General features: G+C 69.6%; 21 protein-coding genes and 1 pseudogene. 13 read left to right on the forward strand and 9 right to left on the reverse strand.

All coding sequences use genetic code 11. The annotated features are described in order from the left end of the window. Nucleotides 1-136: 136 nt before the first annotated feature. Genes OPU70_RS08105 through OPU70_RS08115 form a run of 3 tightly spaced genes read left to right on the forward strand, consistent with a single transcriptional unit; the run spans nt 137 to nt 4115 of the window. Nucleotides 137-1594 (forward strand): APC family permease, encoded by a 1458-nt coding sequence (locus OPU70_RS08105; RefSeq protein ID WP_079112448.1) that lies wholly within the window; start codon nt 137-139, stop codon nt 1592-1594. Between the two features lie 36 nt (nt 1595-1630). Then, entirely contained in the window at nt 1631-2470 is an 840-nt protein-coding gene (locus tag OPU70_RS08110; protein ID WP_079112447.1) for a molybdenum cofactor biosynthesis F family protein, read from the forward strand. A gap of 1 nt (nt 2471) precedes the next feature. Further along, nucleotides 2472-4115 (forward strand): amidohydrolase, encoded by a 1644-nt coding sequence (locus OPU70_RS08115; protein ID WP_475435553.1) that lies wholly within the window; start codon nt 2472-2474, stop codon nt 4113-4115. 78 nt (nt 4116-4193) lie between these two features. On the opposite strand, the gene OPU70_RS08120 is transcribed toward OPU70_RS08115, so the two are convergent. The 3 genes from OPU70_RS08120 to OPU70_RS08130 form a co-directional block, all read right to left on the reverse strand. Then, complete coding sequence (locus OPU70_RS08120) at nt 4194-5657, reverse strand: GMC family oxidoreductase (RefSeq protein WP_498557499.1); 1464 nt, start codon at nt 5655-5657, stop codon at nt 4194-4196. Then, nucleotides 5654-7099, reverse strand: a complete 1446-nt coding sequence (locus OPU70_RS08125) for an aldehyde dehydrogenase family protein (RefSeq protein WP_498557500.1) — start codon at nt 7097-7099, stop codon at nt 5654-5656. The genes OPU70_RS08120 and OPU70_RS08125 overlap by 4 nt, the downstream gene beginning before the upstream one ends. 147 nt (nt 7100-7246) lie before the next feature. Next, the gene (locus tag OPU70_RS08130) at nt 7247-7684 is read right to left on the reverse strand and encodes an Lrp/AsnC family transcriptional regulator (protein WP_042541627.1); all 438 of its coding nucleotides are present in this window, start codon (nt 7682-7684) and stop codon (nt 7247-7249) included. Nucleotides 7685-7834: 150 nt separating this feature from the next. Between OPU70_RS08130 and pdhA the strand changes: the two genes are divergently transcribed. The 4 genes from pdhA to OPU70_RS08150 all read left to right on the forward strand — a co-directional run bounded on the left by pdhA (nt 7835) and on the right by OPU70_RS08150 (nt 12845). Beyond that, nucleotides 7835-8935 (forward strand): pyruvate dehydrogenase (acetyl-transferring) E1 component subunit alpha, encoded by a 1101-nt coding sequence (gene pdhA / locus OPU70_RS08135; protein WP_079112444.1) that lies wholly within the window; start codon nt 7835-7837, stop codon nt 8933-8935. After that, nucleotides 8932-9960, forward strand: a complete 1029-nt coding sequence (locus OPU70_RS08140) for an alpha-ketoacid dehydrogenase subunit beta (RefSeq protein WP_498557501.1) — start codon at nt 8932-8934, stop codon at nt 9958-9960. Before pdhA ends, OPU70_RS08140 begins: the two co-directional genes overlap by 4 nt. Beyond that, a complete protein-coding gene (locus OPU70_RS08145; RefSeq protein ID WP_498557502.1) occupies nt 9957-11366 on the forward strand; it encodes a dihydrolipoamide acetyltransferase family protein in 1410 nt (469 codons plus the stop codon). Before OPU70_RS08140 ends, OPU70_RS08145 begins: the two co-directional genes overlap by 4 nt. Before the next feature lie 159 nt (nt 11367-11525). Beyond that, the gene (locus OPU70_RS08150; protein WP_042539398.1) at nt 11526-12845 is read left to right on the forward strand and encodes an MFS transporter; all 1320 of its coding nucleotides are present in this window, start codon (nt 11526-11528) and stop codon (nt 12843-12845) included. Between the two features lie 56 nt (nt 12846-12901). Here OPU70_RS08150 and OPU70_RS08155 read toward each other — a convergent pair whose 3' ends face one another. The 5 genes and pseudogenes from OPU70_RS08155 to dhaK all read right to left on the reverse strand — a co-directional run bounded on the left by OPU70_RS08155 (nt 12902) and on the right by dhaK (nt 18467). Next, nucleotides 12902-14197 carry a sensor domain-containing protein gene (locus OPU70_RS08155; protein WP_194286012.1) on the reverse strand — a complete coding sequence of 432 codons (1296 nt, stop codon included), beginning with the start codon at nt 14195-14197 and terminating at the stop codon, nt 12902-12904. Between the two features lie 162 nt (nt 14198-14359). Then, a complete protein-coding gene (gene ptsP, locus OPU70_RS08160) occupies nt 14360-16018 on the reverse strand; it encodes a phosphoenolpyruvate--protein phosphotransferase (protein WP_498557523.1) in 1659 nt (552 codons plus the stop codon). 105 nt (nt 16019-16123) lie between these two features. Further along, nucleotides 16124-16834: pseudogene (locus OPU70_RS08165) on the reverse strand (HPr family phosphocarrier protein); the annotation flags it as partial. Next, nucleotides 16834-17487, reverse strand: coding sequence for a dihydroxyacetone kinase subunit DhaL (gene dhaL, locus OPU70_RS08170; RefSeq protein ID WP_498557503.1), 654 nt, complete (start codon nt 17485-17487; stop codon nt 16834-16836). The pseudogene OPU70_RS08165 and the gene dhaL, both read right to left, overlap by 1 nt. Further along, on the reverse strand, nt 17475-18467 hold the full coding sequence (dhaK, locus tag OPU70_RS08175) for a dihydroxyacetone kinase subunit DhaK (protein WP_042539488.1): 993 nt from the start codon (nt 18465-18467) through the stop codon (nt 17475-17477). The genes dhaL and dhaK overlap by 13 nt, the downstream gene beginning before the upstream one ends. A gap of 117 nt (nt 18468-18584) precedes the next feature. Here dhaK and OPU70_RS08180 point away from each other — a divergent pair, with 117 nt between their 5' ends. Continuing rightward, entirely contained in the window at nt 18585-19394 is an 810-nt protein-coding gene (locus tag OPU70_RS08180) for an IclR family transcriptional regulator (RefSeq protein ID WP_231567491.1), read from the forward strand. Between the two features lie 5 nt (nt 19395-19399). On the opposite strand, the gene OPU70_RS08185 is transcribed toward OPU70_RS08180, so the two are convergent. After that, the gene (locus tag OPU70_RS08185) at nt 19400-20011 is read right to left on the reverse strand and encodes a TetR/AcrR family transcriptional regulator (protein WP_042539394.1); all 612 of its coding nucleotides are present in this window, start codon (nt 20009-20011) and stop codon (nt 19400-19402) included. A 111-nt stretch (nt 20012-20122) separates the two neighbouring features. On the opposite strand from OPU70_RS08185, the gene OPU70_RS08190 reads away from it, so the two are divergent. From OPU70_RS08190 to paaI, 5 genes are read left to right on the forward strand one after another with little or no spacing between them, the layout of a single operon-like run. After that, nucleotides 20123-21310 (forward strand): thiolase family protein, encoded by a 1188-nt coding sequence (locus OPU70_RS08190; protein WP_311879564.1) that lies wholly within the window; start codon nt 20123-20125, stop codon nt 21308-21310. Then, on the forward strand, nt 21307-22038 hold the full coding sequence (locus OPU70_RS08195) for an enoyl-CoA hydratase/isomerase family protein (protein WP_311879566.1): 732 nt from the start codon (nt 21307-21309) through the stop codon (nt 22036-22038). Before OPU70_RS08190 ends, OPU70_RS08195 begins: the two co-directional genes overlap by 4 nt. Beyond that, nucleotides 22035-22964 carry a 3-hydroxyacyl-CoA dehydrogenase family protein gene (locus OPU70_RS08200; protein ID WP_311879567.1) on the forward strand — a complete coding sequence of 310 codons (930 nt, stop codon included), beginning with the start codon at nt 22035-22037 and terminating at the stop codon, nt 22962-22964. Before OPU70_RS08195 ends, OPU70_RS08200 begins: the two co-directional genes overlap by 4 nt. Next, nucleotides 22961-25042 (forward strand): phenylacetic acid degradation bifunctional protein PaaZ, encoded by a 2082-nt coding sequence (gene paaZ, locus OPU70_RS08205; RefSeq protein ID WP_498557504.1) that lies wholly within the window; start codon nt 22961-22963, stop codon nt 25040-25042. Before OPU70_RS08200 ends, paaZ begins: the two co-directional genes overlap by 4 nt. 5 nt (nt 25043-25047) lie before the next feature. Further along, a complete protein-coding gene (gene paaI / locus OPU70_RS08210) occupies nt 25048-25431 on the forward strand; it encodes a hydroxyphenylacetyl-CoA thioesterase PaaI (protein WP_052492903.1) in 384 nt (127 codons plus the stop codon). Nucleotides 25432-25455 lie beyond the last annotated feature (24 nt).

Below are 25455 nucleotides of genomic sequence, written 5' to 3' on the forward strand. Positions count from 1 at the left end.
GCTGTGCGCGCTGGCACCATCGTCCTTCGCTCAGGGTCAACCGCCGGACTCGCGGCGCGAGCAGACTCGCTCTATCGACGATCCCCCTCATCCTCGATGCCGTTCGACACGGCCGTCACCCAGCAAAGGAGCCGACGTGGCAGACCCGATATCTGCGTCCACGACGCAGCAGGACCACACCTCTCTTCGACCCGGCGCGCTCGGCGTCGCCGGGATCGTCTTCCTCGTGCTCGCCGCCGTCGCACCGCTGACGGGCATCGTGGTCGTCGCCTCCCTGGCGATCGCCCTCGGAAACGGTGGCGGCACACCGATGGCCTTCTTCCTGGTCGCCGCGATCCTGCTGCTGTTCGCCGTGGGATACGCGCAGATGTCGAAGCAGCTCGTGAACGCCGGCGGCTTCTATGCCTTCGTCGTGAAGGGTCTCGGCCGCACGGGCGGTCTCGTCGCGGGCCTCATCGCCACGCTCGGCTACAACTTCTTCGTGGTCGGCACGATCGGCACCAGCGGCTTCTTCATGCAGAACATCATCCGTGACCTCACGGGCCTCGACGTGCACTGGCTGATCTGGGGTCTGCTGTCGATCGTCGTCTGCTTCGTGCTGGCGAGGGTCGGCGTCGACTTCAGCTCCAAGATCCTCGGGGTGTGCCTCGTGCTCGAGGTGCTGATGCTCGTGGTCTTCGACGTCTCGGTGCTCGTGCAGACGGGATACGACGTGGCCGCCTTCAGCCCCGAAGCCGTGTTCTCGGGCTCCCTGCCGATCGGCCTGCTCCTGGCCGCGACAGGCTTCCTCGGTTTCGAGGCGACCGCCCTGTTCAGCGAGGAGGCGAAGCAGCCGCTGCGCACCATCCCGCGCGCGACCTACACCTCGATCATCGCGATCGGCGTGATCCTGGGCGTCACCACGTGGGCCGTCGTGAGCGCGACCGGCGTCGCGCAGGCACAGACCACGGCTCTCGAGCACCTGCCGACGGGCGACCTCATCTTCACCCTCTCGCAGCAGTACCTCGGCGGTCCGCTGACCACGGTGATGATGATCCTGCTGCTCGTCAGCCTGTTCGCGGCGATGCTCGCGTTCCACAACTCCGCCACGCGCTACCTCTACTCCCTCGGGCGCGCGCGGATCCTTCCGCATGCACTGGCCCGCACGCGACGCAACGGCGCCCCGCAGATCGCGGGGATCGTGCAGGCCTCATTCGCCGCGATCGTGGCGATCATCTTCGCGATCGCCGGTGCCGACCCGATCCTCACCCTGGTGCCGGCGATGCTCGGCTTCGGCACCCTGAGCGTGTTGATCCTGCAGGGACTCGCAGCGATCTCGATCGTCGTGTACTTCCGTCGTTCCCGTGACCCGAGGTGGTGGAGCACGTTCATCGCTCCGGGCATCGGATTCCTCGGCATCGCCGCGATCTCGGTGCTCGCGATCGTGAACTTCAACATCGTCGCCGGATCCGAAGAGCTCGCCATCCGCCTCATGCCGCTGCTGCTCGTGGTGGCTCTCATCGGCGGGATCGCCTACGGCGCCTATCTGAAGCGCTCGAGGCCCGCCGTGTACGAGGGCCTCGCATCCGACCTCGAGCGATTCAGCGACCGCTGACGCTCACCCGACCCGCACCCCATCTCGAGGAGAGACATGACGACTCTGAACCCCGCCGACACGTCCACCTGGCTTCCGCTCGAGGGCCTCGCCCCCGGGTTCGACGCCAACAAGGCCCCGCACACGACCGCGCTGAGCGGTCGGGAGATCACGGTCGTGGATGCGCGCGGAACCCGCATCTCGCACCGATTCGCCGACACCACGGTCACGTGGGACTACCGCCCCGGTGCCGAGGATTCGACAGCGCCGGCATCCGACACCGACGACTACGAGGCCTTCGAGGTCGATGACGACCTGTACTTCGTGCAGTTCCACCACAGGTACCTGCCGAACGAGGCCGTGTCGCTCGTCGTCGACCTCCGCCACGGGCGCGCCCTCGCCGTCATCTCGGTGATCCTGCCTGCGCCGGAACAGGGGCGCACCCGCGTGCAGCACGTGTTCGCGCCGAGCATCATCGAAGGCGCGACCGTGACGGGCGCCGAGCCCGCCCCGGCGACGACTCTCATCGGGCGGCGGGTCGAGTGGGTCTACAGCGAGGAGCACGCATACGAGCACGTCTACCTCTCGGAGCGCTGGTACTCGTGGCAGTGCCTCGCCGGCCCCGAACGAGGTCTCGCCGACACCGACGAGAACAGCGTCTGGGAGGTGCGCCCCGGCATCTACATCTTCGCGTGGCGCGAGAAGGTCATCCCGTGCGCGTCCGTCACGATCGCCGACCACCGCGATGTGAACGCGATCCGCTCGCACGGCGTGCTGTTCGGACTCGACGAGTCGGGCGAGGTGCCGACGCACTTCACGTTCGGCGCGCACGGCAGGCTGCTCTCGACGACGCATCACGCAGAGGGTCTCGAACCCGCCCTGTTCGGAGCCGTCTGAGATGGTGTCGGCCGAGCTGATCGTCACGGGCTCGGTGATCCGCACGGCGGATCGCCGGAAGCCGGTCGTGGAGGCGTTCGCCGTGCGCGACGGCCGGATCCTCGGCGTCGGGACCAGGGCCGAGATGCAGGCGCACCGCGGGCCGGACACGCGGATGCTGGACGTCGGCGACGCCGCGGTCTACCCCGGTTTCGTCGATGTGCACAACCATCACGCCATGGCCGGCCGCACCGAGCTGTTCGAGCTCTCGCTGCCGCCGTCGCTCGCTCTCGACGACATCCTCGACCTCGTGCGCGACAAGGCGCAGACGCTGCCGCCTGACGCGTGGATCGTGGGCGGCCCGGTGTCGACCACGCTGCTGCCGACCCTCGCCAACACTGCGACCAGGCAACGTCTCGATGAGGCGGCCGGAGGGCGACCGGTGGTGCTGGTCGAGGACTCGAGGCACAACAGGTGGGCGAGCACCCGGGCACTCCAGCTCGCCGGCATCACCGCCGACGGCATCCCCTCCGCCGGCGTCACCCTGCTCGATCCCGACGACGGGACACCGACCGGGGTGCTGCTCGAGGCCGCGGGCATCCCGGTGCAGGAGGCCTACGACCGCAGTGGCGGGCTGACGGCCGAGCAGCACATCGCGGCGTCGCGCCGCGGCGTCGAGATCCTCAACTCCTTCGGCATCACGACGTTCCAGGATGCCGGGGTGTCGACAGACATCCTCGCCGCGCTCGCGGCACTCGACCGGTCTCAGGAGCTCAGCGCCTGGGTCGTGTCGTCGCTGCTGATCAACGACGAGATCTTCGGGTTCGATCCGATCGGCGCGGCGCTCATCGACCTCGGCGAGCAGTACCGGACTCCGCACCATCGACCGGACTTCGTGAAGATCTTCCTCGACGGGGTGCCTCCCGCGCGGACGGCGTCGTTCCTCGAGCCGTACGTGGCGGATGCCGTGCACGGCGCCCACTTCCACGGTGAGACGACGATGGACTTCGACGAGCTGCACACATGGCTGCGCTCGGTCGCGGAGCGCGGACTCGGCGCCAAGGTGCACTGCACGGGTGACGGGTCGGCACGACTCGTGCTGGACGTCGCCGCACGCATCCGCGCCGACGGCTTCACCACCCCGATCCAGATCGCGCACGGCCAGTTCCTCGCCGCGGACGACATCCCCCGGTTGCGAGCCCTCGATGTATCGGCCGACATCTCGCCGTTCATCTGGTTCCCCGGTGTGATCCCCCAGGCGCTGGCCGAGGTGCTCGGTGATCGAGCCGAGCATTCGCAGCCCAACCGCGCCCTGATCGATGCAGGAGCGCTGGTCGCCGGCGGTTCCGACTGGCCGGTGAGCGAGTCTCCGAACACGCTCGAAGGACTGCAGGGACTCGTGACGCGCGCCGACCCCCTCGGTCGCGCACCCGGCGTCCTCTGGCCCGAGCAGGCGATCACCGCCGAAGAAGCGCTGGAGGTCTTCACGATCAACGCCGCGACCGCGATGGGTCTCGGATCGGAGACCGGGTCGCTCGTGCCGGGCAAGTCGGCGGACTTCGTCGTGCTGGCCCGTGATGCGATCGCCGGCCCCGCCGACGAGATCGTGCACACCCCGGTGCGCTCGACGTGGTTCGCCGGTCGCGAGGTCTACACCGCGGGCTGACAGACACGCACGCCCGACGAGACGCCGAAGCCCCCTCCTGCATTTCGCAGGAGGGGGCTCTTCGCGCGTGCACCCCCGTCAGCGTCCGAGCAGCAACCTCGCCCCGAGCTCGCCGATCATCGCGGCGGGCGCATTGGTGTTGCCCGTCGGAACGGTCGGGATCACCGAGGCATCGATCACGCTCAGCCCCTCGAGGCCGCGGACGCGCAGCAGTGGATCGACGACCGCGTCGGCATCCGACCCCATCCGGCAGGTGCCCACCTGGTGGTGGTAGGTGATGGCGGTGCGCCGCACCCAGTCCTCGATCCCCTCGTCCGGCACGTCGGGGCCTGGATACACCTCGGTCGCTCCCCACGCGTCGGCGAGCGCCGGCTGCCCGCCGATCCGACGGCACTGACGCACGGATGCCGCGAGCGAGGCGACATCCCTCTCGTCCGCGAGCGCAGCGAGGTCGATCAGCGGAGGGTCGGCGAGGTCGGGACCAGACAGGGTGAGCGTGCCCCGGCTGTGCGGCGTCACGAGGCCGGCCATGAGCGTGAATCCGTCGTCTCCGCGAGGTTCGAGGTCGCCCCACATCGGCACCGAGAAGTGGATCGGCTGCGTGTCGGGCTCTGCGAGGTCGTCGTGACTGCGCCAGAAGAGGTGCGACTGGGTGACCGAGACGCCGGGCTGCGGCGGCCCCACCGGCCGCTCCGTCGTGAAGACGACCGGAGAGAGCAGGTGGTCGTGCAGGTTCCTGCCCACCCCGGGCGCATCGACCACGACCGGGATGCCGAGGGCTGCGAGCTCGTCGGCGGGGCCGATGCCGGAGCGGAGGAGGATCACGGGCGATCCGATCGCACCGGCGGACAGCACGACCTCGTCGGCGAGGACATCCTCGGAGTCGACCCCGGATCCGAGCCGGACGCCGACGGCACGACCCTCCTCGACGATCACCGAATGCACCTCGCGTCCGGTGAGGATCGTGAGCCTGTCGGCGACGGGCTGGGCGTAAGCCATCCACGTGTTCACCCGGCGTCCGTCGCGGATGGTCACCTGCTGCTGGGAGACGCCGTCGAGGGTGCCGCCGTTGTAGTCGGGATTGCGGGGCAGCCCTTCTTCGACCGCCGCGTCGATGATCGACGCCTGGATCGGCGAGAGCTCGTAGTCGTCGGTGACGGGCAGCACGTCGTGCTCGAGCGCGTCGAAGACGGGTTCGACGGTGCTCCACCCCCACCCGGTCGCGCCCGCGCGCTCCCACGCGTCGTAGTCGGAGGCCGCGCCGCGCACCCAGATCATGGCGTTGAGCGCGTGAGACCCACCGGTGACCTTTCCGCGCGGAAGATGCAGCCGGCGACCGCCGGCGTGCTCCTGCGGCACGGTGAAGAAGTCCCAGTCATCGGCCGAGTGCCAGAGCTCCCCCGCCCTCGACGGATCGTGGATCGCGGGGTTCGAGTCGTACCCTCCGGCCTCGATCAGCGTGACCTCGACTCCCGCATCCACCAGCCGTCGTGCGACGATCGCTCCCGAGGTCCCTGCCCCGACGACGATCGCGGACTTCATGCCTGAGCCTTCCGCCCCGGACCCGAGACGACCTGGGTCACGGCGACGGACTTGAGCCCCTCGACGCCGAACTCGAGGCCGTAGCCCGAACTCTTCACCCCGCCGAACGGCACCATGGGATGCAGCCCGCCGTGCGAGTTGATCCACACCGTGCCCGACTCCATGCGCGTCGCCGCCTCGCGAGCGGCTTCGGGGTCGCTCGCCCAGACCGATGCGCCGAGACCGACGTCGACCGAGTTGGCGAAGGCGAACGCCTCGTCGACGTCGCTGTACCTGATCACGGGAAGCGCGGGTCCGAACTGCTCCTCCTGCACGAGGGCCGCGTCGTTGTCGATGTCGGCGACGATCGTGGACCGGTAGAACAGCTCGCCGAGTTCGGGCGCCGCCTCGCCGCCGGTGACGACACGGGCGCCGCGGCCCTTCGCGTCCTCCACCAGCCTCGACACGATGTCGAACTGGGCGCGATTCTGCAGCGGACCCAGCACGTTGTTCTCGTCGAGCCCGTTGCCCATCGGCACGGATGCCGCGATCTCGGCGAGCGCGTCGACGACCTCGTCGTAGACCGAGTCGTGCACGTAGAGGCGCTTCATCGCCGCGCACGTCTGACCGGTGTTGATGAACGCCCCCCAGAAGAGATCCTGGGCGATCGCCGACACCTCGGTGCCGGGCAGCACGATGCCGGCATCGTTGCCCCCGAGCTCGAGGGTGAGGCGGGCGAGGTTGCCGGCCGAGCTCTCGATGATGCGGCGCCCGGTGGCTGTCGATCCGGTGAACATGATCTTGTCGATGTCGGGGTGCGAGGCGAGGCGGGCGCCGACCTCGCGGTCGCCGGAGACGCCGATGAGCACGTCGGCCGGCAGCACGTCGTTCATCACCGCCAGCATCGCGAGCACGCTCAGGGGCGTGTACTCGCTGGGCTTCGCGACGACGGTGTTGCCCATCCGCAGCGACGGACCGATCTGCCAGACGGTGATCATAAGCGGCCAGTTCCACGGACCGATCGCGCCCACGACCCCGGCGGCCTTGTAGACGAGCTCGGCATGCAGGGTCTCGTCATCGACGAGCACCTGCGACTCGATCGGGATCGTCGCGTTGGTGCGCAGCCACGCCGAGCACGCACCCAGCTCGAAGCGCGCGTTGGGGCCGTTGAGCGGCTTGCCCTGTTCGCGCGAGAGGAGGTGCGCGAGCGCTTCGGCGTTCGCGTCGATCGCATCGGCGGCCGCGATCAGCAGCTCGCTGCGCTTCGCGTGCCCGAGGGACTCCCAGCCGGGCTGCGCGGCCCGCGCCCGCGCGATCGCCTCGTCGAGGTCACCGACCGAATGCTCGGGGGCACGACCGATGACGTCACGTGTGGCGGCATCCGGGATGTCTCGTCCGGCGCCCTCCGGCGCCTGGATGCGGTCGAGCAGCGCGGTGGCTGCGGATGCGGCGGATTCGGACATCGGGACTCTCCTTCGAGCGGGACGCGTGCCAAGGAACTGGCGGTCGTCTCATTGTCGGACGCCGTCGGGCGGCCCACTTGTCGAGGAGTGCGCCGCAGATGTCCGAGTGCGAAGGGATGACCTCGGCGTCCCCGCTCGGACACCGGATCAGACGAGGGTGAAGTCCTCGAAGATGAGAGTGGTGCGGGTGGACCTGATCGACGGGATCGCCTGGATGTCCTCCAGCACGATCCGACGGAGGTCGCGCGCGTCGCTCGCTCGGACGAGCAGGATCACGTCGAAGTCTCCGCCGACGAGTGCCATGTGCTCGATCTCGGGGATGGCGCGGAGCCGGGCGCTGACCTCCTGCCACGTCGCCTGCTCGATCGCCAGCGTCACGTATGCGCTGGCGTGGTGGCCGAGCAGCACCGGATCCGTGCGCACCGAGTATCCGGTGATGATGCCCGCATCGGTGAGGCGCTTGATCCGCGCATGCGCGCCCGCCCTCGAGATGTGCACCGCTTCGGCGATGGCGGTCATGGACGCACGCGCATCGGCCCTCAGCTCCGCGAGGATCGCGTGGTCGGTCTCGTCGAGCGTGATCATGGAACCCCTTCGTCCGTGCCTGAATTCTGACATTTCGTCGTACGGATGGGCAACCCGACAGCAATCGTCCACGATCCGTCGATTGTTCTTGGACGACTGTCTCCCGAGGCGCATGCTGTCCTCATCGGGTTCGGCAAGGAGGGCGAACGGATGGAACATGCAGATCTGCTGCCGCGCGACACAGCGGTCCAGCTCATCGACGCAGACGGCAGGGTCATCGAGGACGAGCGCTACGCGCTGCCGGACGCCGACGCCCTGCTCGCCGCCTATCGGGGTCTCGTCGAGGGTCGACGCATCAACGACCAGGCCAGCGCTCTCGTGCGGCAGGGCCGCCTCGCCGTCTACCCGTCGTCGCACGGTCAGGAGGCGTGCCAGATCGGCGTCGCTCTCGCTCTCGCCGATGACGACTGGCTCTTCCCCACGTACCGCGACTCGGTGGCGGTCGTCGCGCGGGGCGTCGCCCCGGCCGACGCGATGGTGCTCCTCAAAGGCGACTGGCATTCGGGCTACGACGTGCGGGCGCACCACGTCGCTCCTCAGGCGACTCCCCTCGCCACGCAGCTCCTGCACGCGGTCGGCTTCGCGTATGCCGCGAAGAGGCGCGGCGAGAGCACCGTGGTCGTGGCCCTGTGCGGTGACGGCGCGACCAGCGAGGGCGACTTCCATGAGGCCATGAACTTCGCCGCGGTCTTCCACGTGCCCGTCGTCTTCTTCGTGCAGAACAACGAGTTCGCGATCTCCGTGCCGCTCAGTCGTCAGACCGCGGCGCCCTCCCTCGCCCACAAGGCGATCGGCTACGGGATGCCGGGGCAGCGCCTCGACGGCAACGACGTCGCCGCAGTGCTGGCAGTGCTCGGCGACGCGGTCGATCGGGCGCGCGCCGGCGGCGGACCGACGCTCATCGAAGCGCACACCTACCGGATGCAGGCGCACACGAACGCCGACGACGACACCCGCTATCGCGAGCGCGCGGAGGTCCAGGCGTGGGTCGCGCGTGATCCGCTGACACGTCTGCGCACGTACCTCACCGGCACGGGCGCGCTCACGGAAGAGCTCGAGGCGGAGTACGCCGACGGAGCCGAGCAGACGGCTGCGGCGATGCGGGAGGCGCTCAACACGGATGCCGACATCGACCCCGAAGACCTCTTCCGCTTCGTCACCGAGTCTCGCTCGCCGCAGCGAGAAGAACAGTGGCACCTGCTGAGGGGCGAGATCGAGCGCACACACGAACCCGCAGGAGGTGCACGATGACCATCGCCCACGACGACGTCCGCGTCGACATGCGTGTCGCGGCCGTATCGACCATGAGCATGGCCGCCGCTCTGAATCTCGCCCTCGCGGACGCGATCGAGAGCGATCCGGAGGTCGTGGTGTTCGGCGAAGACGTCGGCGCGCTCGGAGGCGTCTTCCGGATCACCGACGGGCTCACCGCGCGGTTCGGCGAGGATCGCTGCTTCGACACCCCGCTCGCCGAATCCGGCATCGTCGGCACAGCCGTCGGCATGGCGATGAACGGCATGAGGCCCGTCGTCGAGCTGCAGTTCGACGCCTTCGCGCTTCCCGCGTTCGAGCAGATCGTCAGCCACGTCGCGAAGCTCGGCAACCGCACGCGCGGCGCCGTGCGGATGCCGCTCGTGATCCGCATCCCGTTCGGCGGGGGCATCGGAGGAGTCGAGCACCACTGCGACTCGTCCGAGGCGTATTACGCCCACACCCCCGGGCTCACGGTCGTGAGTCCGTCGACGCCGCAGGACGCGTACTCGATGCTGCGAGCGGCGATCGCGTCGCCCGACCCGGTGATCTTCCTCGAACCGAAGAAACTGTATTGGACGAAGGGCGAGGTCGACACCTCGGTCATCGCCGAGATCGGCACCGCCAGGGTCGCGCGGGAGGGGACAGATGTCACCCTGATCGCCTATGGCACCTCGGTGCCGCTCGCGCTCGAGGCGGCAGACGTCGCGGTATCCGAGGGGCGCAGCGTGCAGGTCATCGACATCCGCTCGCTGTCTCCCTTCGATGACGAGACGGTGATGGCCGCCGTGCGTGCGACCGGACGAGCAGTCGTGATCGCCGAGGCCCCGGGTTTCGCCAGCGTCGCCTCCGAGATCCAGGCACGGGTGTTCGAGCGCTGCTTCGAATATCTGGAGGCACCGGTGCGACGTGTCACCGGTTTCGACACCCCGTATGCACCGCCGAAGCTCGAGCACTGGTATCTGCCCGATGTCGACCGCGTCCTCGACGCGATCGACTCGCTGCACTGGGAGGACGCCTCATGACCGCACTCACCACCCGCGTCTTCCGGCTCCCCGATCTCGGCGAGGGCCTGACCGAGGCGGGCCTCGTGCAGTGGCTGGTCGCGGTCGGCGACACCATCGTCACCGACCAGGCGATCGCCGAGGTCGAGACGGCCAAGAGCATCGTCGAGCTGCCCTCCCCCTTCGCGGGAGTCGTGACCGCCCTGCACGGAGAGCCTGGCGAGACGATCGACGTCGGCGCCCCGGTTCTCGAGGTCTCCGATGCGACGCAGCCGGCGAGCACGACCGACTCGGGCGCACCGAACGGTTCGGATGCCGCAGAGCACGCGGCCTACCGAGAAGAGGAGCGAGCGGGCTCGGGCAACGTCCTGATCGGCTACGGCACCTCCGACCGCGTGACGACCGGTCGTCGTCGTGCGCGGGCGACCGTGGTCCCGACGTCGAGCGTCCGTGATGCCGCTCCCTCGGCGGAAGCGACGCTGCCCGAGCCGACGCCGACGGAGCCTGGCGTTCCCGCCCCGCCGACGACCGCCTCGCGGCGCACGGTGGCCGTGCGCTCACCGCTCGTCCGACGCCTGGCGCGAGATCTCGGGCTCGACGTGCACGAGATCACCCCGACCGGACACGACGGCTCGATCACCCGCGCCGACGTCCTGGCCGCGGCCGTCGACGATGCCGTCGACGGCGCAGCCGCACAGCATCGCAGCGCGAGCGGGCAGAGCCTCGACGGCCTCGCCGTGGTCTCGCGCGAGCGTCTGTCGGCTCTGCGCCGCGCCGTGAGCGCGAAGCTCAGCCGCAGCCGCTCCGAGATCCCCGAGGCGACCGTGTGGGTCGACGTCGACGCCACCGAGCTGTGGACGCTGCGCACAGGCATGGCTCCCGAGGGCGGCAGAGCCCCCTCGCTCACAGCCCTCATCGCGCGCTTCGTGCTGCTCGCCCTGGAGGATCATCCGGTGCTGGCATCTCGACTGAGCGACGATGCCTCAGAGCTCATCTCGTTCGAGGGCGTCAATCTCGGCGTCGCCGCCGACACCGCACGCGGGCTCGTCGTTCCGGTCATCCCCCGCGCCCACGAGCTCTCCGTCGAGCAGCTCGACGCGGCGCTGCGCGAGTTGACGACTGCAGCCCGCTCCGGGTCGATGCCGCCGGAGCGCCTGCGCGGATCGACGTTCACCCTGAACAACTACGGCGGACTCGGGGTCGACGGCTCAGCCGCGATCATCAACCACCCCGACGTCGCGATCCTCGGAATCGGTCGCATCATCGAGCGGCCGTGGGTGATCGACGGGCAGATCGTCCCCCGCCGCATCGTGCAGATCTCGCTGGTGTTCGACCACCGGGTGTGCGACGGCGGATACGCCGCCGGCTTCCTGCGTCGAGTGACCGAGCTCATCGAGCATCCGCTGCGTGCATTCGGGCGGGTGTGAGGGCCGCGCACGTCGCACTCCCGCGCCGCCATGGACGCAGCGCTTGGGCCGCGGGTCGGCGTGCGCTACTCTCGTCAATTACTGACCGATCATTCGGTAAGTGATTCGGAGCGGCACGTCGTCGCTCTCTCCCCCCACCCGCAGAACAATGGAGTTCGCATGACGTCAGCAGTCTCCGCAGACAGCACGAGAACGAGGATGCCCGCCGAGGAACGGCGGGTGCTCGCCAGCACCCTGGTCGGCACCTCGATCGAGTGGTACGACTTCTTCATCTACGCGCAAGCCGCGGGCCTCGTGCTCGCTCCGCTCTTCCTCGCTCCGATCGCCGAGGAGAACAAGGGGTTCGCGCAGATCCTGTCCTTCGCCACGATCGGAATATCCTTCCTCTTCCGCCCCCTCGGAGCCATCGTCGCCGGGCACCTCGGCGACAAGCTGGGCCGCAAGAGGATGCTCGTCTTCACGCTCGTGATGATGGGGCTCTCCACCTCCCTGATCGGCCTGCTGCCGACCTATGCGGCGATCGGTGTCGCGGCGCCGATCCTGCTCATCGTGCTCCGCATCCTGCAGGGGTTCTCGGCCGGCGGTGAATGGGGCGGTGCGGCGCTGATGGCCGTCGAGCACGCGCCCACGAACCGACGCGGACTCTTCGGCGCCTTCCCGCAGATCGGTGTTCCGATCGGCATGATCCTCGCGACAGCGACACTCTGGGTGCTGACGAGCTCGATGTCACCCGAGGCGTTCCTCGAGTGGGGCTGGCGGATCCCGTTCCTGATGTCGATCGTGCTGATCGCCGTCGGCTACGTGATCAGGCGCGCAGTCGATGAGAGCCCGGTCTTCGAAGATCTCCGGCGCCGCCGTCAGGAGGCCTCGGCACCGCTGGGCCGCCTGTTCCGCAAGAACACCAAGCAGGTCGTCCTCACCGCACTGATCTTCATCGGAAACAACGCCGCCGGCTACCTGCTCATCGCGTTCTTCGCCACCTACGCTGTCACCGCTCTCGGCATGGAGCGTCCTCCCGTGCTGCTGGCGACGACGCTGGCCTCGTTCGGATGGCTCATCTTCACGCTCTGGGGCGGTCACCTCTCCGATCGTCTCGGGCGGGTCCGCACCTTCCAGATCGGCTACATCGCACTCGCGCTCTGGGCTGTGCCGATGTGGTTCCTGATCGATACGGCGAACATCTTCTGGTACTTCGTGGCACTGTTCGTGATGACGTTCGCACTCGGGCTCTCCTACGGCCCGCAGGCGGCCCTCTACGCCGAGATGTTCCCGGCCAACGTCCGCTACTCGGGCGTCTCCATCGGATATGCACTGGGTGCCATTCTCGGCGGGGCGTTCGCTCCGATGATCGCAGAGACGCTGATGAACCAGTTCCACGCGGCGTGGACGATCGGCGTCTACATCGCCGCCGCGGCGCTGATCTCCCTCATCGCAGTGACGATGGTGAAGGAGACGAAGGGCGTCGACCTGCACGCCTGACGGAGCCGCTGACAAGGCCGGGCGGCGGGTCGGTCGGTGGAACGACCGGCCCGCCGTCAGCCGAAGACGAGCGGCGTGCGGGCTGTGGCGTCCTCGACCGTGATGCCGACGATCATCGACCCCTCCTCGGCGACATCGCGGTCGGCCTGGAACCGGAAGACCTGGCCGTCGCGCGTCGTGACGGCGTAGAAGTCATCGCCTGCCGCCACGACATCGACGACGGTGCCCCCGGGGTAGGCGGCCATCGCATCCGCCACGGGAGCGCCGAGGCGGATGTCTCCCCGGTGCGGCAGCGCCGCTCCGTCGTCGACCGACTCATCGAGGCTGCGATCGCTTCCGACGGTGATCGACCACACCGCGTCACCGTCCTCGACGGGCTGCACCAGGATGGACCCCGCGCCCCCGGGCGCGACGAGCCTCCACGGTCCGCCGTCGTACTCCGGCTCCATGACCTGCGCGTCCTCGCCCGCCTTGGCGAGAGCGGCATCGACCGAGTCGCCGAGGCGGAGCGGACCCACCCCGCCGACACCGATCTGCCACTCGCTCCACACGGCTCCGGGGTCTCCCGACGGATCGGTCTCGGCGACAGGCGGGTTCTCGGTGAGCTCGTCGATCAGTCCCGACCTCGCCTCACCGGCGCGGGTCTGCAGCAGCAGGGCGGCGGCTTCGGCGTCGAAGTCGCGGTCACCGCTGAAGGGCTGCCAGAGCTGCACGATCACGTTGCCGGTCGACGCGAATGCGTCGAAAGACCGCCAGTCGAGCCCCGCATCGACCAGCGACCCCGCGAAGGCTCGAACGTCCTCGGAGGGTTCCGGAATCGCGGCATCGAAAGTGATGGTTCCCTCCTTGGCGAACTCGGCGCACTGCTCGGCAGCCTGGAGCAGCTGATCCATTCGCCCCTGGGCCTGCGCCTCATCAGCGAACTGCATGATCGTCATCCGACCGGACCCGTTGGCGGGATCCGTCGGCACCTGCCATTCGACCGTTCTCGCCCCCACGCTGCCGAGCGACTGCTCGGCGTAGAGGGCATCGCAGATCGGCGGATCCGCAGGGAGACTTCCGCCATCCGACACCTGCTCGAGCACCGGCGAAGGATCACCGACGTCGGTGGCCTCCGGCACGATCCCCACGATCTCCTCAGGGGTGAGCGCGAACGCGTCGAGTTCGTCTCCGACGAACACGATCGGTCCGGCGTAGGGCTCGGGGGACGCGGTCGACGGCGACGGCGAGGGCGAGGGCGAGGGCGACGACGAGGCCTGAGGAGTCGGGGCGCAGGCGCTCAGGGCGACCAGCGCGCCGATCCCGATCGATGCGAGCATCATTCGCGCTCGCCACGTGGTGAAGACAGTCATGTGCATCCTCCGACTCGTCATGCGCCGCTGCGGGCGCCCCCTCCTCGGAGCCTATGGCGCTGCGGCACCCTCGACCAGGGGCGCGCGCATGTCGAGATCAGAACGAGAGGAAGAGCATGCCGAAGATCGCATATATCCGCCTGATCGGACGACGTGAACTCTTCAGCCGTCACTGAGCACAGCGGCCGCAGCGGCACGCGCATCGGCCGCCGTCGCCGCTCTCAGCACCGCTTCCGCGGCTGCGTCGCACTGATCACCCGTGACATCTGCCAGCGCGGCCGCGACGCGGCCCAGCGCGCGGGGCGTCATCGACAGGGAGGTGACCCCGAGGCCGACCAGCACCGCGGCCAGTGTGGGATCGGCGCCGGCCTCGCCGCACACGCCCACCGGCAGGTTCCACCGGCGTCCGGCAGCACCCGCCTGGCCGATCAATCGCAGCACGGCCGGCTGCCACGGATCGTTCAGGTCGCCCAGCTCGCCCAGCAGTCGGTCCGCGGCGAGCGTGTACTGGGCGAGATCGTTGGTTCCGATGCTGACGAAATCGACGACCTCGAGCATCTCTGAGGCGAGGAGCGCGGCGGAGGGCGTCTCGACCATCACTCCCACCTTCTCGAGTCCGGCCGCCCGCGCACGGTCCGCGAAGTCGCGCGCCTCATCGACCGTGGCCACCATCGGAGCCATCACCTCGACGAGCGCCGACTCCGCCGCTGCCGCGAGCGCGAGGGCCCGCAGCTGATCATCGAGCAGCGCGGGTGATCGCCGTGCGATCCGCAGACCGCGGACTCCGAGAGCGGGGTTCTCCTCCGTGTCGGCGTTGGCGAACGGCAGCGGCTTGTCGCTGCCCGCGTCGAGCGTGCGCACGACGACCTTCCGCCCCGGGAAAGCCGCGAGGACGCCTCGGTAGGCGTCGACCTGCTCGTCGACCGACGGCGCATCGGTGCGGTCGAGGAAGCAGAACTCGGTGCGGAAGAGACCCACTCCCTCTGCCTTCGATGCCGCAGCCGCCACCGCTTCGGCCGCGCCGCCGACGTTGGCGAGCAGTGCGATCCGGCGCCCGTCCGCGAGCACGCCCTCTCCGTCGAAGGGCACGACGATCGACACGGCCTGCGCCTCGGCGATCCTGGAACGGCTCGGGTCGACCTCGACCGTGCCCCGGTCGCCGTCGACGAGCAGATCGGCGCCGGATGCGATGCCCGTGGCCCCGACGGCCCCGACGACCGCGGGGATTCCGAGTGAGCGGGCGATGATCGCGGTGTGCGATGTGGGCCCGCCCTGCTCGGTCACCAGAGCGACGCAGTTGCCGCCGTCCAGGGCGGCCGTGTCGGCGGGTGCGAGGTCGGTGGCCACGAGCACGAAAGGCTCATCCCGCTCCGGAACACCGGGCATCTCGACCTCGAGGATCTCGGCGATGATCCGGTCTCGGACGTCACGGATGTCGGCGGCACGCTCGGCCATACGACCACCCAAGGCTCTGAGCGCCTTCTCGTGCGCGAGAGCCGTCTCCCAGACGGCGCGGGCGGCGGTGCGCCCCTTCGATCGGACGAGCGCCGTCGCATCTGCGACGAGCTCGGGGTCTGAGGCGAGCAGACGCGAAGCATCGAGGATCGCCCGAGCCTCTCCGGTCGCCGCCGATGTGCGGCGGCGGAGCTGATCGGCCACCGCGACGGCTGCCCACTCGATCGCCGACACCTCGCTCTCACGCTCAGCCGCATCGACCGTCAGGCCAGGGTCGGGCTCGTCGAGTGGCGCAGCCAGCAGCACGGCCTGCGCCGCTGCCCGCCCGGCGCTCACGCCTCGCCCGCTCAGCACCGTCCCGGACATCACGGGCGCCGCACTCACCGCCGACTCGGTCGACCGCGTGTGCACGACCTCTCTCGGGGGCGCGGCGACCGCGGTTCCTTCACCGAACCCCTCGTCGAACAGCGCGACCAGTCGATGGATGGCGAGCTCGGCGTCCGCCCCGGTCGCGGACAGCCGCACCTCGTCGCCCTGCCTGGCGCCGAGCATCAGCAGTCTCGACAGGCTGGCGGCCGCGGCCTCCGGCCCATCCGGCAGCCGCGTGAGCCGCACATCCGCCCCTGCGGAGGCCTCGGCGATCAGCGCAGCCGGACGAGCATGGATGCCGAGCGGGTTGCGCACGGTGACCACGCGAGTGACCGCGTCGCTCGGCCCGTGCGTCGGTGCGAGCGCCGAGGGGGCGGGCGCGACGGGCTCGTCCGGGTCGCCGAGCTGGCCGGTCTTCGCGCCGAGCGCAGCGGACGCCTCCTCAGCCACGACCTCGAGCGATGCGCCCGCCGCCGCGGACACGACTGCGGCGAGCAGCCCTTCCACGAACGGCGCGGGCGTGAGGCGGACGGGCACGTCGCTCATGCGCAGCTCGAGCGCGAGCTCCGCGCTCAGCACCGCCGAGCCGAGGTCCATCAGCACCAGGACTCCGTCGCAATCCGCGGCCAGTTCGTCGATGGCCGCGGCGACCGCTACGGCATCCGTTCCGAGAACGGCTGCGCCGTCGGCATCCGTCCCCGCGCCGGCCGCCACCAGGACGCGCGCTCCCCCGCCTCGCACCATCTGCAGGGCAAGCTCCAGGGCCGCCTCCCCGAGTCGAGCGCTGTGGGAGACGGCGACGATGCCGATCATCAGGACGATTCCGCGGTGGCCCGGGCGAGCGCCTCGAACAGCAGCGTCGTAGACGCCGCACCCGGGTCGATGTGCCCTGCGCTGCGCTCACCGAGGTAGCTCGCGCGTCCCTTGCGTGCCACCAGGGGCTCCGTGGCGTCACGCCCCGCAGCCGCAGCATCGGCAGCCGCAGCCGTCGCCGCTGCGAGATCCGCCCCGCCTGCGATCTCCGCATCGAGTGCATCCACGGCCGGTGCCATCGCATCGAACATGGTCTTGTCGCCGGCTTCGGCCTTGCCCCGGGCGACGATCCCGTCGAGACCCGCTCGCAGCGAGGCTGCGAGCCCGGCGGCATCGAGTTCGTCCACCGGGCCGGCCGCCATCCCCATCCGCAGGAACAGCGTGCCATAGAGCGGCCCGCTGGCACCTCCGACCGAGCTCACGAGCGTCATGCCGACGGTCTTGAGCAGCTCGTCGACGGTGGGCGGCACCGCCGAGTCGAGCTTCGCCACGACCGCGTCCATGCCACGCGCCATGTTCGCGCCGTGGTCCGCGTCGCCGATCGCCGAGTCGAGCTCGGTGAGCCATTCGCGCTTCTCGGCGATCACGTCGCGGAACCGCCGGATCCAGTCGACGAGGGCCGCGGTGTCGATCGCCGCCATCATGCTCCCCATCGCAGTCCTGGCGTGTTCACCGGGGCATCCCACAGCCGCAGCAGCTCGTCGTCCGCCTTGAGCACCGTGAGCGAGCACCCGGCCATGTCGAGCGACGTGATGTAGTCGCCGACCAGGTTGCGGGCGATCTGCACCCCCGCCTTCTCGAGCAACGACGCGACCTCGCCGTACATCAGGTACAGCTCGATCAGCGGCGATCCGCCCATGCCGTTGAGCATCACGATCGCGGGTCCGGCGGCGTCGAGGTCGGCGAGGATCGGCTCGACGAGCTGGCGGGCGATCTCGGATGCGGGGGCCAGCGGCTCGCGATGCCGACCGGGTTCGCCGTGGATGCCGATGCCGATCTCCATCTGGTCCTCCGGCAGGTCGAACGTGGGTCTGCCCGCTGCGGGAACCGTGCAGCTCGTGAGCGCCATCCCCATCGAGCGACCCTGGCCGTTGATGCGCTGGGCGAGTTCGACGACCGCGGCGAGATCCTGTCCTTCTTCGGCCGCCGCGCCGACCAGCTTCTCGAGCAGCACGGTCAGTCCGACACCGCGACGCCCGGCTGTGTAGAGAGAGTCCTGCACGGCGACGTCGTCGTCGACGATCACGGTGCCGACCTCGATGCCCTCCATCGATGCGAGCTCGGCGGCCATCTCGAAGTTCAGCACGTCGCCGGTGTAGTTCTTGACGATGTGCAGCACGCCGGCGCCGCGGTCGACGGCCTTGGTCGCCGCTTGCACGCGGTCGGGCGTCGGTGACGTGAACACCTCGCCGGCGACCGCGGCATCGAGCATGCCCACCCCCACGTATCCGCCGTGCAGCGGTTCATGGCCTGACCCGCCACCGGAGACCACCGCGACCTTGCCCTGCGCCTTCGGCGTCGCGCGCGTGATCACGTGCGTCTCGAGGTCGACCGACAGCTCGGGATGCGCGAGGGCGACGCCTCGCAGCGACTCGACCAGCACATCGGCGGGGTTGTTGATGAGCTTCTTCATCGTTCGATCTCCCTTGATCTCTGCGGTGGCGATCTTTCGCAATATTGGAAAGTCATTCGTCAATGTCGAATATGCTCGGGCGCAGTCGAGTTGTCAATATCGACTCGGACACACGACATGACGGCCCGGCTCGACGACGAACCGGAGGGAGGACGCACCGTGATCCAGGCCATCGATCGCGCCGCCAAGGTGCTCGAGCTGCTGCAGGGTGCGCGCCACCTCGGCATCACCGATCTCGCTCTCGCACTGAGCCTGCCGCCGTCGACCGTGCACGGGATCGTCAAGTCGCTGCGAGAGCACGGGCTGGTCGCGAAAGAGCGCGGCGGACAGCGCTACATGCTCGGACCGACGCTGCTGCGCCTCAGCAACGTGTACCTCGACACGCTCGATGTCAGGGCACGGGCGATGCGGTGGACGCAGGAGCTCGCGCGGCGCACCAATCTGCCTGTGCGCCTCGGTGCTCCGCATTTTCACGAGGTGCTCGTCATCCACCACGATCTGCGCCCGGACGACAGCCAGCAGATGCTCGAGACCGGCGTCGCGATCCCCGCTCACGCCTCGGCGATGGGAAAGGTGCTGCTCGCACATGACCTCGGCTTCCAGCGCACCGTCTTCGAACGACCGCTGCCCAGCCTCACCGGAGACACGATCACCGACATCGCCAGGCTGATGCTCGAGCTCCCCGCGATCGCCGAACGCGGCAGTGCGTCCGAGACGGACGAGGCGGTGCTCGGAGAATCGTCCGTCGCCGCACCGGTCTCCGACGCCTCGAACGACATCGTCGCCGCGGTCGCGGTCGTGATGCCCACCTCGCACGCGCCCGCCTCCGACGCCGTGCTGAACGCGCTCCGAGAGACGGCCCGCAACATCTCACGCGAGCTCGGAGCGACCAGCTGGCCGCCTCGGGTGGCTCCGGCCGACGACTAGTCGGCTCAGCGCGACTGCAGTCCGTCCAGGCTCACCCGCAGGATGTCCTCGCCCAGCTCATCGGGGTCGACGGGCCCGCCGGGGCGATACCACTCCACGACCGAGTTGATCATGCCGAAGATGAGCCTGGTCGCGACCGCGGCATCCACGTCGTCGCGGATCAGCCCCTCGGCCTGAGCCTCGGCCACGATCGCCGTCACCCGCTGATCGAACGCGCGCCGACGCACGAGCGCGGAGGTCTCGACGTCGCCGTTGCCGCGCACACGCAGCAACAGCGTCACCGAGGGCAACTTCTCGGTGAGCACACGCACGGCCCCGCGGATGATCGATCGCAGGCGATCGGAGGCGAGCGGATGCCGCGCCGTGGCGTCGTCCACGACGGCCTCGAGAGCGTCGAGGGCATCGTTCAGCGCGAGCTCGAGGATCGCCGACTTCGACTCGAAGTGGTGGTACAGCGCCGACTTGGTGAGGCCGAGAGTGGCACTGAGATCGGCGACGCTGGTCGCGTCGTAGCCCTGTTCGTTGAACACCTTGACCGCGACCGCGAGCACCTGCTCACGGTCGTAGCCTGGCCGGCCGCGTTTGGGGGCCGGCGCGTCGAATCCGAGCTGCGCCATGGCCCCAGTCTGTCAGTCCCGATGAGTTGCCATCCGTCCGAGGATCTGAGATCGTATTCCTGACCGATCGGTCTGAAATTATCGCCAGCGTGGGCGTTCGAGAGGATGACGATGTCCGAGGCCTATCTCGTCGACGGGGTCCGCACCGCCGTCGGTCGGCACGGCGGCGCACTCGCCGGCATCCGCCCCGATGATCTGGCAGCCCTCGTGGTCGGCGAGACCGTCACCCGGTCGGGGATCCCCGCCGAGGCGATCGACGAGGTCATCCTCGGTGCAGCGAACCAAGCGGGCGAAGACAACCGCAACGTCGCCCGCATGGCCGTGCTCCTCGCCGGCCTGCCCGATTCGATCCCCGGGCTCACCGTGAACCGGCTGTGCGCCTCGGGGATGTCGGCCATAGCTCTCGCCGCGAACGCCGTGCGCGCGGACGACGCCGACCTCATCGTCGCCGGCGGCGTCGAGTCCATGACACGAGCCCCCTGGGTGCAGGCGAAGCCCGAGCGCGCATGGGCCAAGCCCGGCGCGGCCTTCGACACGTCGATCGGATGGCGCTTCACCAATCCGCGGCTCGCCGCGCGCGAGAAGGCCACCTTCTCGATGCCCGAGACGGCGGAGGAGGTCGCACGCGTCGACGGCATCAGCCGGGCGGATGCCGATGCCTTCGCCCTGCAGAGCCATCTGCGCGCCGTCGCCGCGATCGACGCGGGGCGCTTCGCCCCCGAGATCGTCGGGGTCGAGACCGACCGCGGAATCGTCGACACCGACGAAGGACCGCGACGCGACACCACCCTCGACGCTCTCGCGAAGCTGCGCGCCGTGGTCGCAGGCGGCGAGGTCGTCACGGCCGGCAACTCCAGCTCGCTGAACGACGGTGCCTCCGCGATCGTCGTGGCGAGCGCCGAGGCCGTCGAGCGACACGGACTGCGACCGCGTGCACGCATCATCGCCTCGGCGACCGCCGCACTCGCCCCCGAGATCATGGGACTCGGCCCCGTGCCCGCGACGCAGAAGGCTCTCGCGAAGGCAGGGCTGCAGATCGCCGATCTCGGCGCCGTCGAGCTGAACGAGGCCTTCGCGTCACAATCGCTCGCCTGCATCCGTCGCCTCGGCCTCGACCCGGCGATCGTCAACGCCGACGGCGGTGCGATCGCGCTCGGACATCCGCTCGGCTCCAGCGGATCCCGCCTGATCGTGACCCTGCTCGGTCGGCTCGAACGCGAGGGCGCTCGCTACGGCCTCGCCACGATGTGCGTCGGAGTCGGACAGGGCACGGCCATGATCGTGGAGCGTCTGACGTGAGCCTGCAGATCGAGGAGCAGCGCGACAGGGTCATCGCGACGCTCGATCGCCCCGAGAAGCGCAACGCGATCGACCAGGAGACGGTCGACGCGCTGCACGAGCTGTGCGCAATGCTCGAACAGACCCCCCGCACCCTCATCCTCACCGGCTCCGGCGGTGTCTTCGCGGCGGGTGCCGACATCGCGCAGCTGCGCGATCGCACCGCAGATGACGCCAGGCGCGGCATCAACGCGACCGTGTTCATCCGCATCAACGAGCTGCCGATGCCGGTGATCGCGGCGATCGACGGCTACGCACTCGGGGGCGGAGCCGAGCTGGCCTACGCCGCCGACATCCGCATCGCGACGCCGTCCCTCCGAATCGGCAACCCCGAGACCGGACTCGGCATCATCGCCGCGGCCGGTGCGACGTGGCGGCTTCCCGAGATCATCGGCGCGGCGCGAGCGAGCGAGATGCTTCTCACCGGTCGAGCGCTCGATGGCGAGGAGGCACTGCGATGGGGACTCGTCTCGTCGCTGCATCCGTCCGACGAGCTGATCGCGACCGCGCACGCGATCGCCGATCGCATCGCGAAGAACGACCCGCTGGCCACGCAGCACACGAAACACGCTCTGCGCACTCCGCGCTCGGGACATCCTGCGATCGAGCTCGAGCTGCAGGCCGAGCTCTTCGAGTCGCCGGAGAAGCACCGTCGCATGACCGCGTTCCTCGAGAGGAAGAACCGATGAGCGAGCAGCCCTCGTCCTCGAGCGACCCCCACCCCGGGACCTCGAGCGAACGGAGCGTGACGAGACGCCCGGACCACGTGCCCGCGGCCGTCGGCGTGCTCGGCGGAGGACGAATGGGCGCCGGCATCGCGCATGCCTTCCTGCTCGCGGGATCCCGTGTCGCGGTCGTCGAACGCGACACGGCGAGCGCGGATGCCGCACTGCAGCGGATCCGCGAGAGCACCCGCCGATCCGTCGCCCGCGATCCCGCTCTGAACGAGGTCGAGATCACCGGCCGCCTGACGACTGGTCGCGACATCGCCGCCTTCGCCGTGGTCGACCTCGTGATCGAAGCCGTTCCCGAAGACCGCGAACTCAAGGAACACGCGCTCGCCCGTGCAGAGGCGGCGATGCCCGCCGACGCCACCCTGGCGAGCAACACGTCGTCGATCTCGATCGACGATCTCGCCGCGAGCCGCCGTCGTCCGGAGCGCTTCCTCGGCCTGCACTTCTTCAACCCTGTGCCCGCGTCTGCGCTCGTCGAGATCGTGCGAGGCGCAGCGACCGACACCGCGGTCGTCGAGAACGCGGCCGGATGGGTGAGCTCCCTCGGCAAGACCCCGATCGTCGTCACCGACTCCCCCGGGTTCGCATCGTCTCGACTCGGCGTCATGCTCGGCCTCGAGGCGATCCGGATGCTCGAGGAGGGCGTCGCGTCGGCCGTCGACATCGACGCGGCGATGACGCTCGGATACCGGCATCCGATGGGGCCGCTGCGCACGACCGACGTCGTCGGACTCGATGTGCGGCTCGGCATCGCCGAGGAGTTAGAACGCACTCTCGGTGAGCGGTTCTCTCCGCCGGATCTGCTGCGGCGGATGGTCGCCGAAGGAAAGCTCGGCCGCAAGAGCGGCGAGGGGTTCTACGCATGGAACGAGGAGAGATGACCGAGTATCTGCCGAGCTACATCCAGGGCGAGTGGTGGACGCCGACTTCGCCCGCACGATTCACCGAGGTCCGTGACGCGTCCACCGGCGATGTGGTCACGCTGGTCTCCACCGACGGCCTCGACCTCGCGGGGGCGCTTGCCCATGCCCGATCCGTGGGGCAGAAGAGCCTCGGTGCGCTCACCTTCCATCAGCGCGCGGTGCTGCTCAAGCAGTTCGCCCTGGCGCTCACCGAGCGCAAGGACGAGCTCTATGCGCTGTCGGCGCGCACGGGCGCGACGAAGAGCGACTCCTGGGTCGACATCGACGGCGGCATCGGCGTGCTGTTCTCGTATTCCGGCAAGGGGCGGCGCGAACTGCCGAACAGCCGCGTGCACGTCGACGGCCCCGTCGAGCCGCTCTCGAAGGACGGCTCGTTCCTCGGGCGCCACGTCTACACGACGCTGCCGGGAGTCGCCGTGCAGATCAACGCCTTCAACTTCCCCGTGTGGGGGTCGCTGGAGAAGTTCGCACCGGCTTTCCTCGCCGGCATGCCGACGCTCGTGAAGCCCGCGACGCCGACCGGATATCTCGCCGAGGCGATGGTGCGCATCCTCGTCGAGTCGGGCCTGCTGCCGGACGGATCGCTGCAGCTGGTGAGCGGCAGCGTCCCCGACCTCTTCGAGAACCTGCGCCTCGGCGACATCGTCGGCTTCACCGGCAGCGCCTCGACAGCCGAGAGCCTGAAGGCCCACCCCGCCGTGCAGACCGGCGGAGTGCGGTTCACCGCGGAGACCGACTCGATCAACGCCTCGGTGCTCGGCACCGACGCCATCGAGGGCACCCCGGAGTTCGACGCCTACGTCCGCCAGCTCGTCACCGAGATGACCACCAAGGCCGGGCAGAAGTGCACGGCGATCCGCCGGGCGATCGTGCCGACCGGGTCGGCGGATGCCGTGATCGCCGCCGTGCAGGCGCGCATCACCGAGAGGACGGTGCTGGGCGATCCCCGCGCCGAAGGTGCGACGATGGGCCCCCTCGCCTCGACCGCGCAGCGCGACGAGGTGCTGCGTCAGGTCGCGAAGCTGCAGGACGCCGGCGGACAGATCGTGGTGGGGTCGACGGATGCTCCCGAGGTGCGGCTCGCAGACGGAACCACCGCGCTCTCGCCCGACGGCGCGTTCGTCTCGCCGCTGCTGCTGCGCTTCGACGATCCGCAGTCCGACGCCGCGCACTCGGTCGAGGCGTTCGGTCCGGTGTCGTCCCTGCTCACCTACGACACCATCGCCGACGCCGCCGCACTCGTCGCCCGCGGCGGCGGCTCGCTCGTCACCAGCATCGCGACGCACGATCCGGTGCAGGCGGTCGAGCTGGCCACGCGCATCGCGCCGTTCAACGGTCGGATGCTGCTGCTCGACCGCGACGACGCGCGCTCCTCGACCGGTCACGGGTCTCCCCTGCCGAACCTCGTGCACGGCGGGCCCGGTCGGGCAGGAGGCGGCGAGGAGCTCGGCGGCATCCGCGCGGTGCTGCACCACATGCAGCGCACTGCGGTGCAGGGATCGCCCGAGATGCTCACGGCGTTGACCGGTGTCTGGCACGCGGGAGCCGCGGCGCGCAGCGGCGGTCGGCATCCGTTCCGCAAGTCGCTCGCGGAGCTCCTGATCGGAGATCAGATCGTCTCGGCATCACGGGAGGTCACCCTCGACGACATCGAGACCTTCGCGCACTTCACCGGTGACACGTTCTACGCCCACATGGACGACGAGGCGGCCGCAGCGAACCCGTTCTTCCCCGGCCGTGTGGCACACGGGTACCTGCTGGTCTCGTGGGCGGCCGGTCTGTTCGTCGACCCCGAACCGGGCCCCGTGCTCGCGAACTACGGTCTCGAGAATCTGCGGTTCATCACCCCGGTCTCCCCCGGTGACACGATCCGCGTCGAGCTCACCGCCAAGCAGATCACCCCCCGCGAGACCGATGACTACGGCGAGGTGCGCTGGGATGCGGTGATCCGCAACCAGGCCGACGAGCTCGTCGCGACCTACGACGTGCTCACGCTGGTCAGCAAGGAGCCCACCTCCGAGGTCGCGGCAGCATGAGGGCCATGATGCAGCGCGATGCCGCGTCGGCGATGCTCGGCATGACCGTCGAGCTCGACGAGCCCGGCGAGGCCGTGGTGTCGATGACGGTGCGCGACGACATGCTGAACGGCTTCGCGATCACGCACGGCGGCCTGGTGTTCACTCTCGCCGACACGGCTTTCGCGATCGCCTGCAACGAGGACGAGCGCGTCACGGTCGCGGGCGGCGCGGACATCACCTTCCTGAAGTCGACGACCTCCGGGCAGCGGCTCACGGCACGTGCGAGTCGCCGCGTCGTCAGCGGTCGCAACGGCATCTACGACGTCACGGTGACCGATGAGTCCGGCGACGTCGTCGCCGAGGTGCGCGGCCGCTCGCTCACCACGAACCGATCGCACCCGGGCTGACCGGCACACCTGACATGGCCCTGC

The organism is Microbacterium sp. SWDP-B6, from assembly GCF_059803615.1.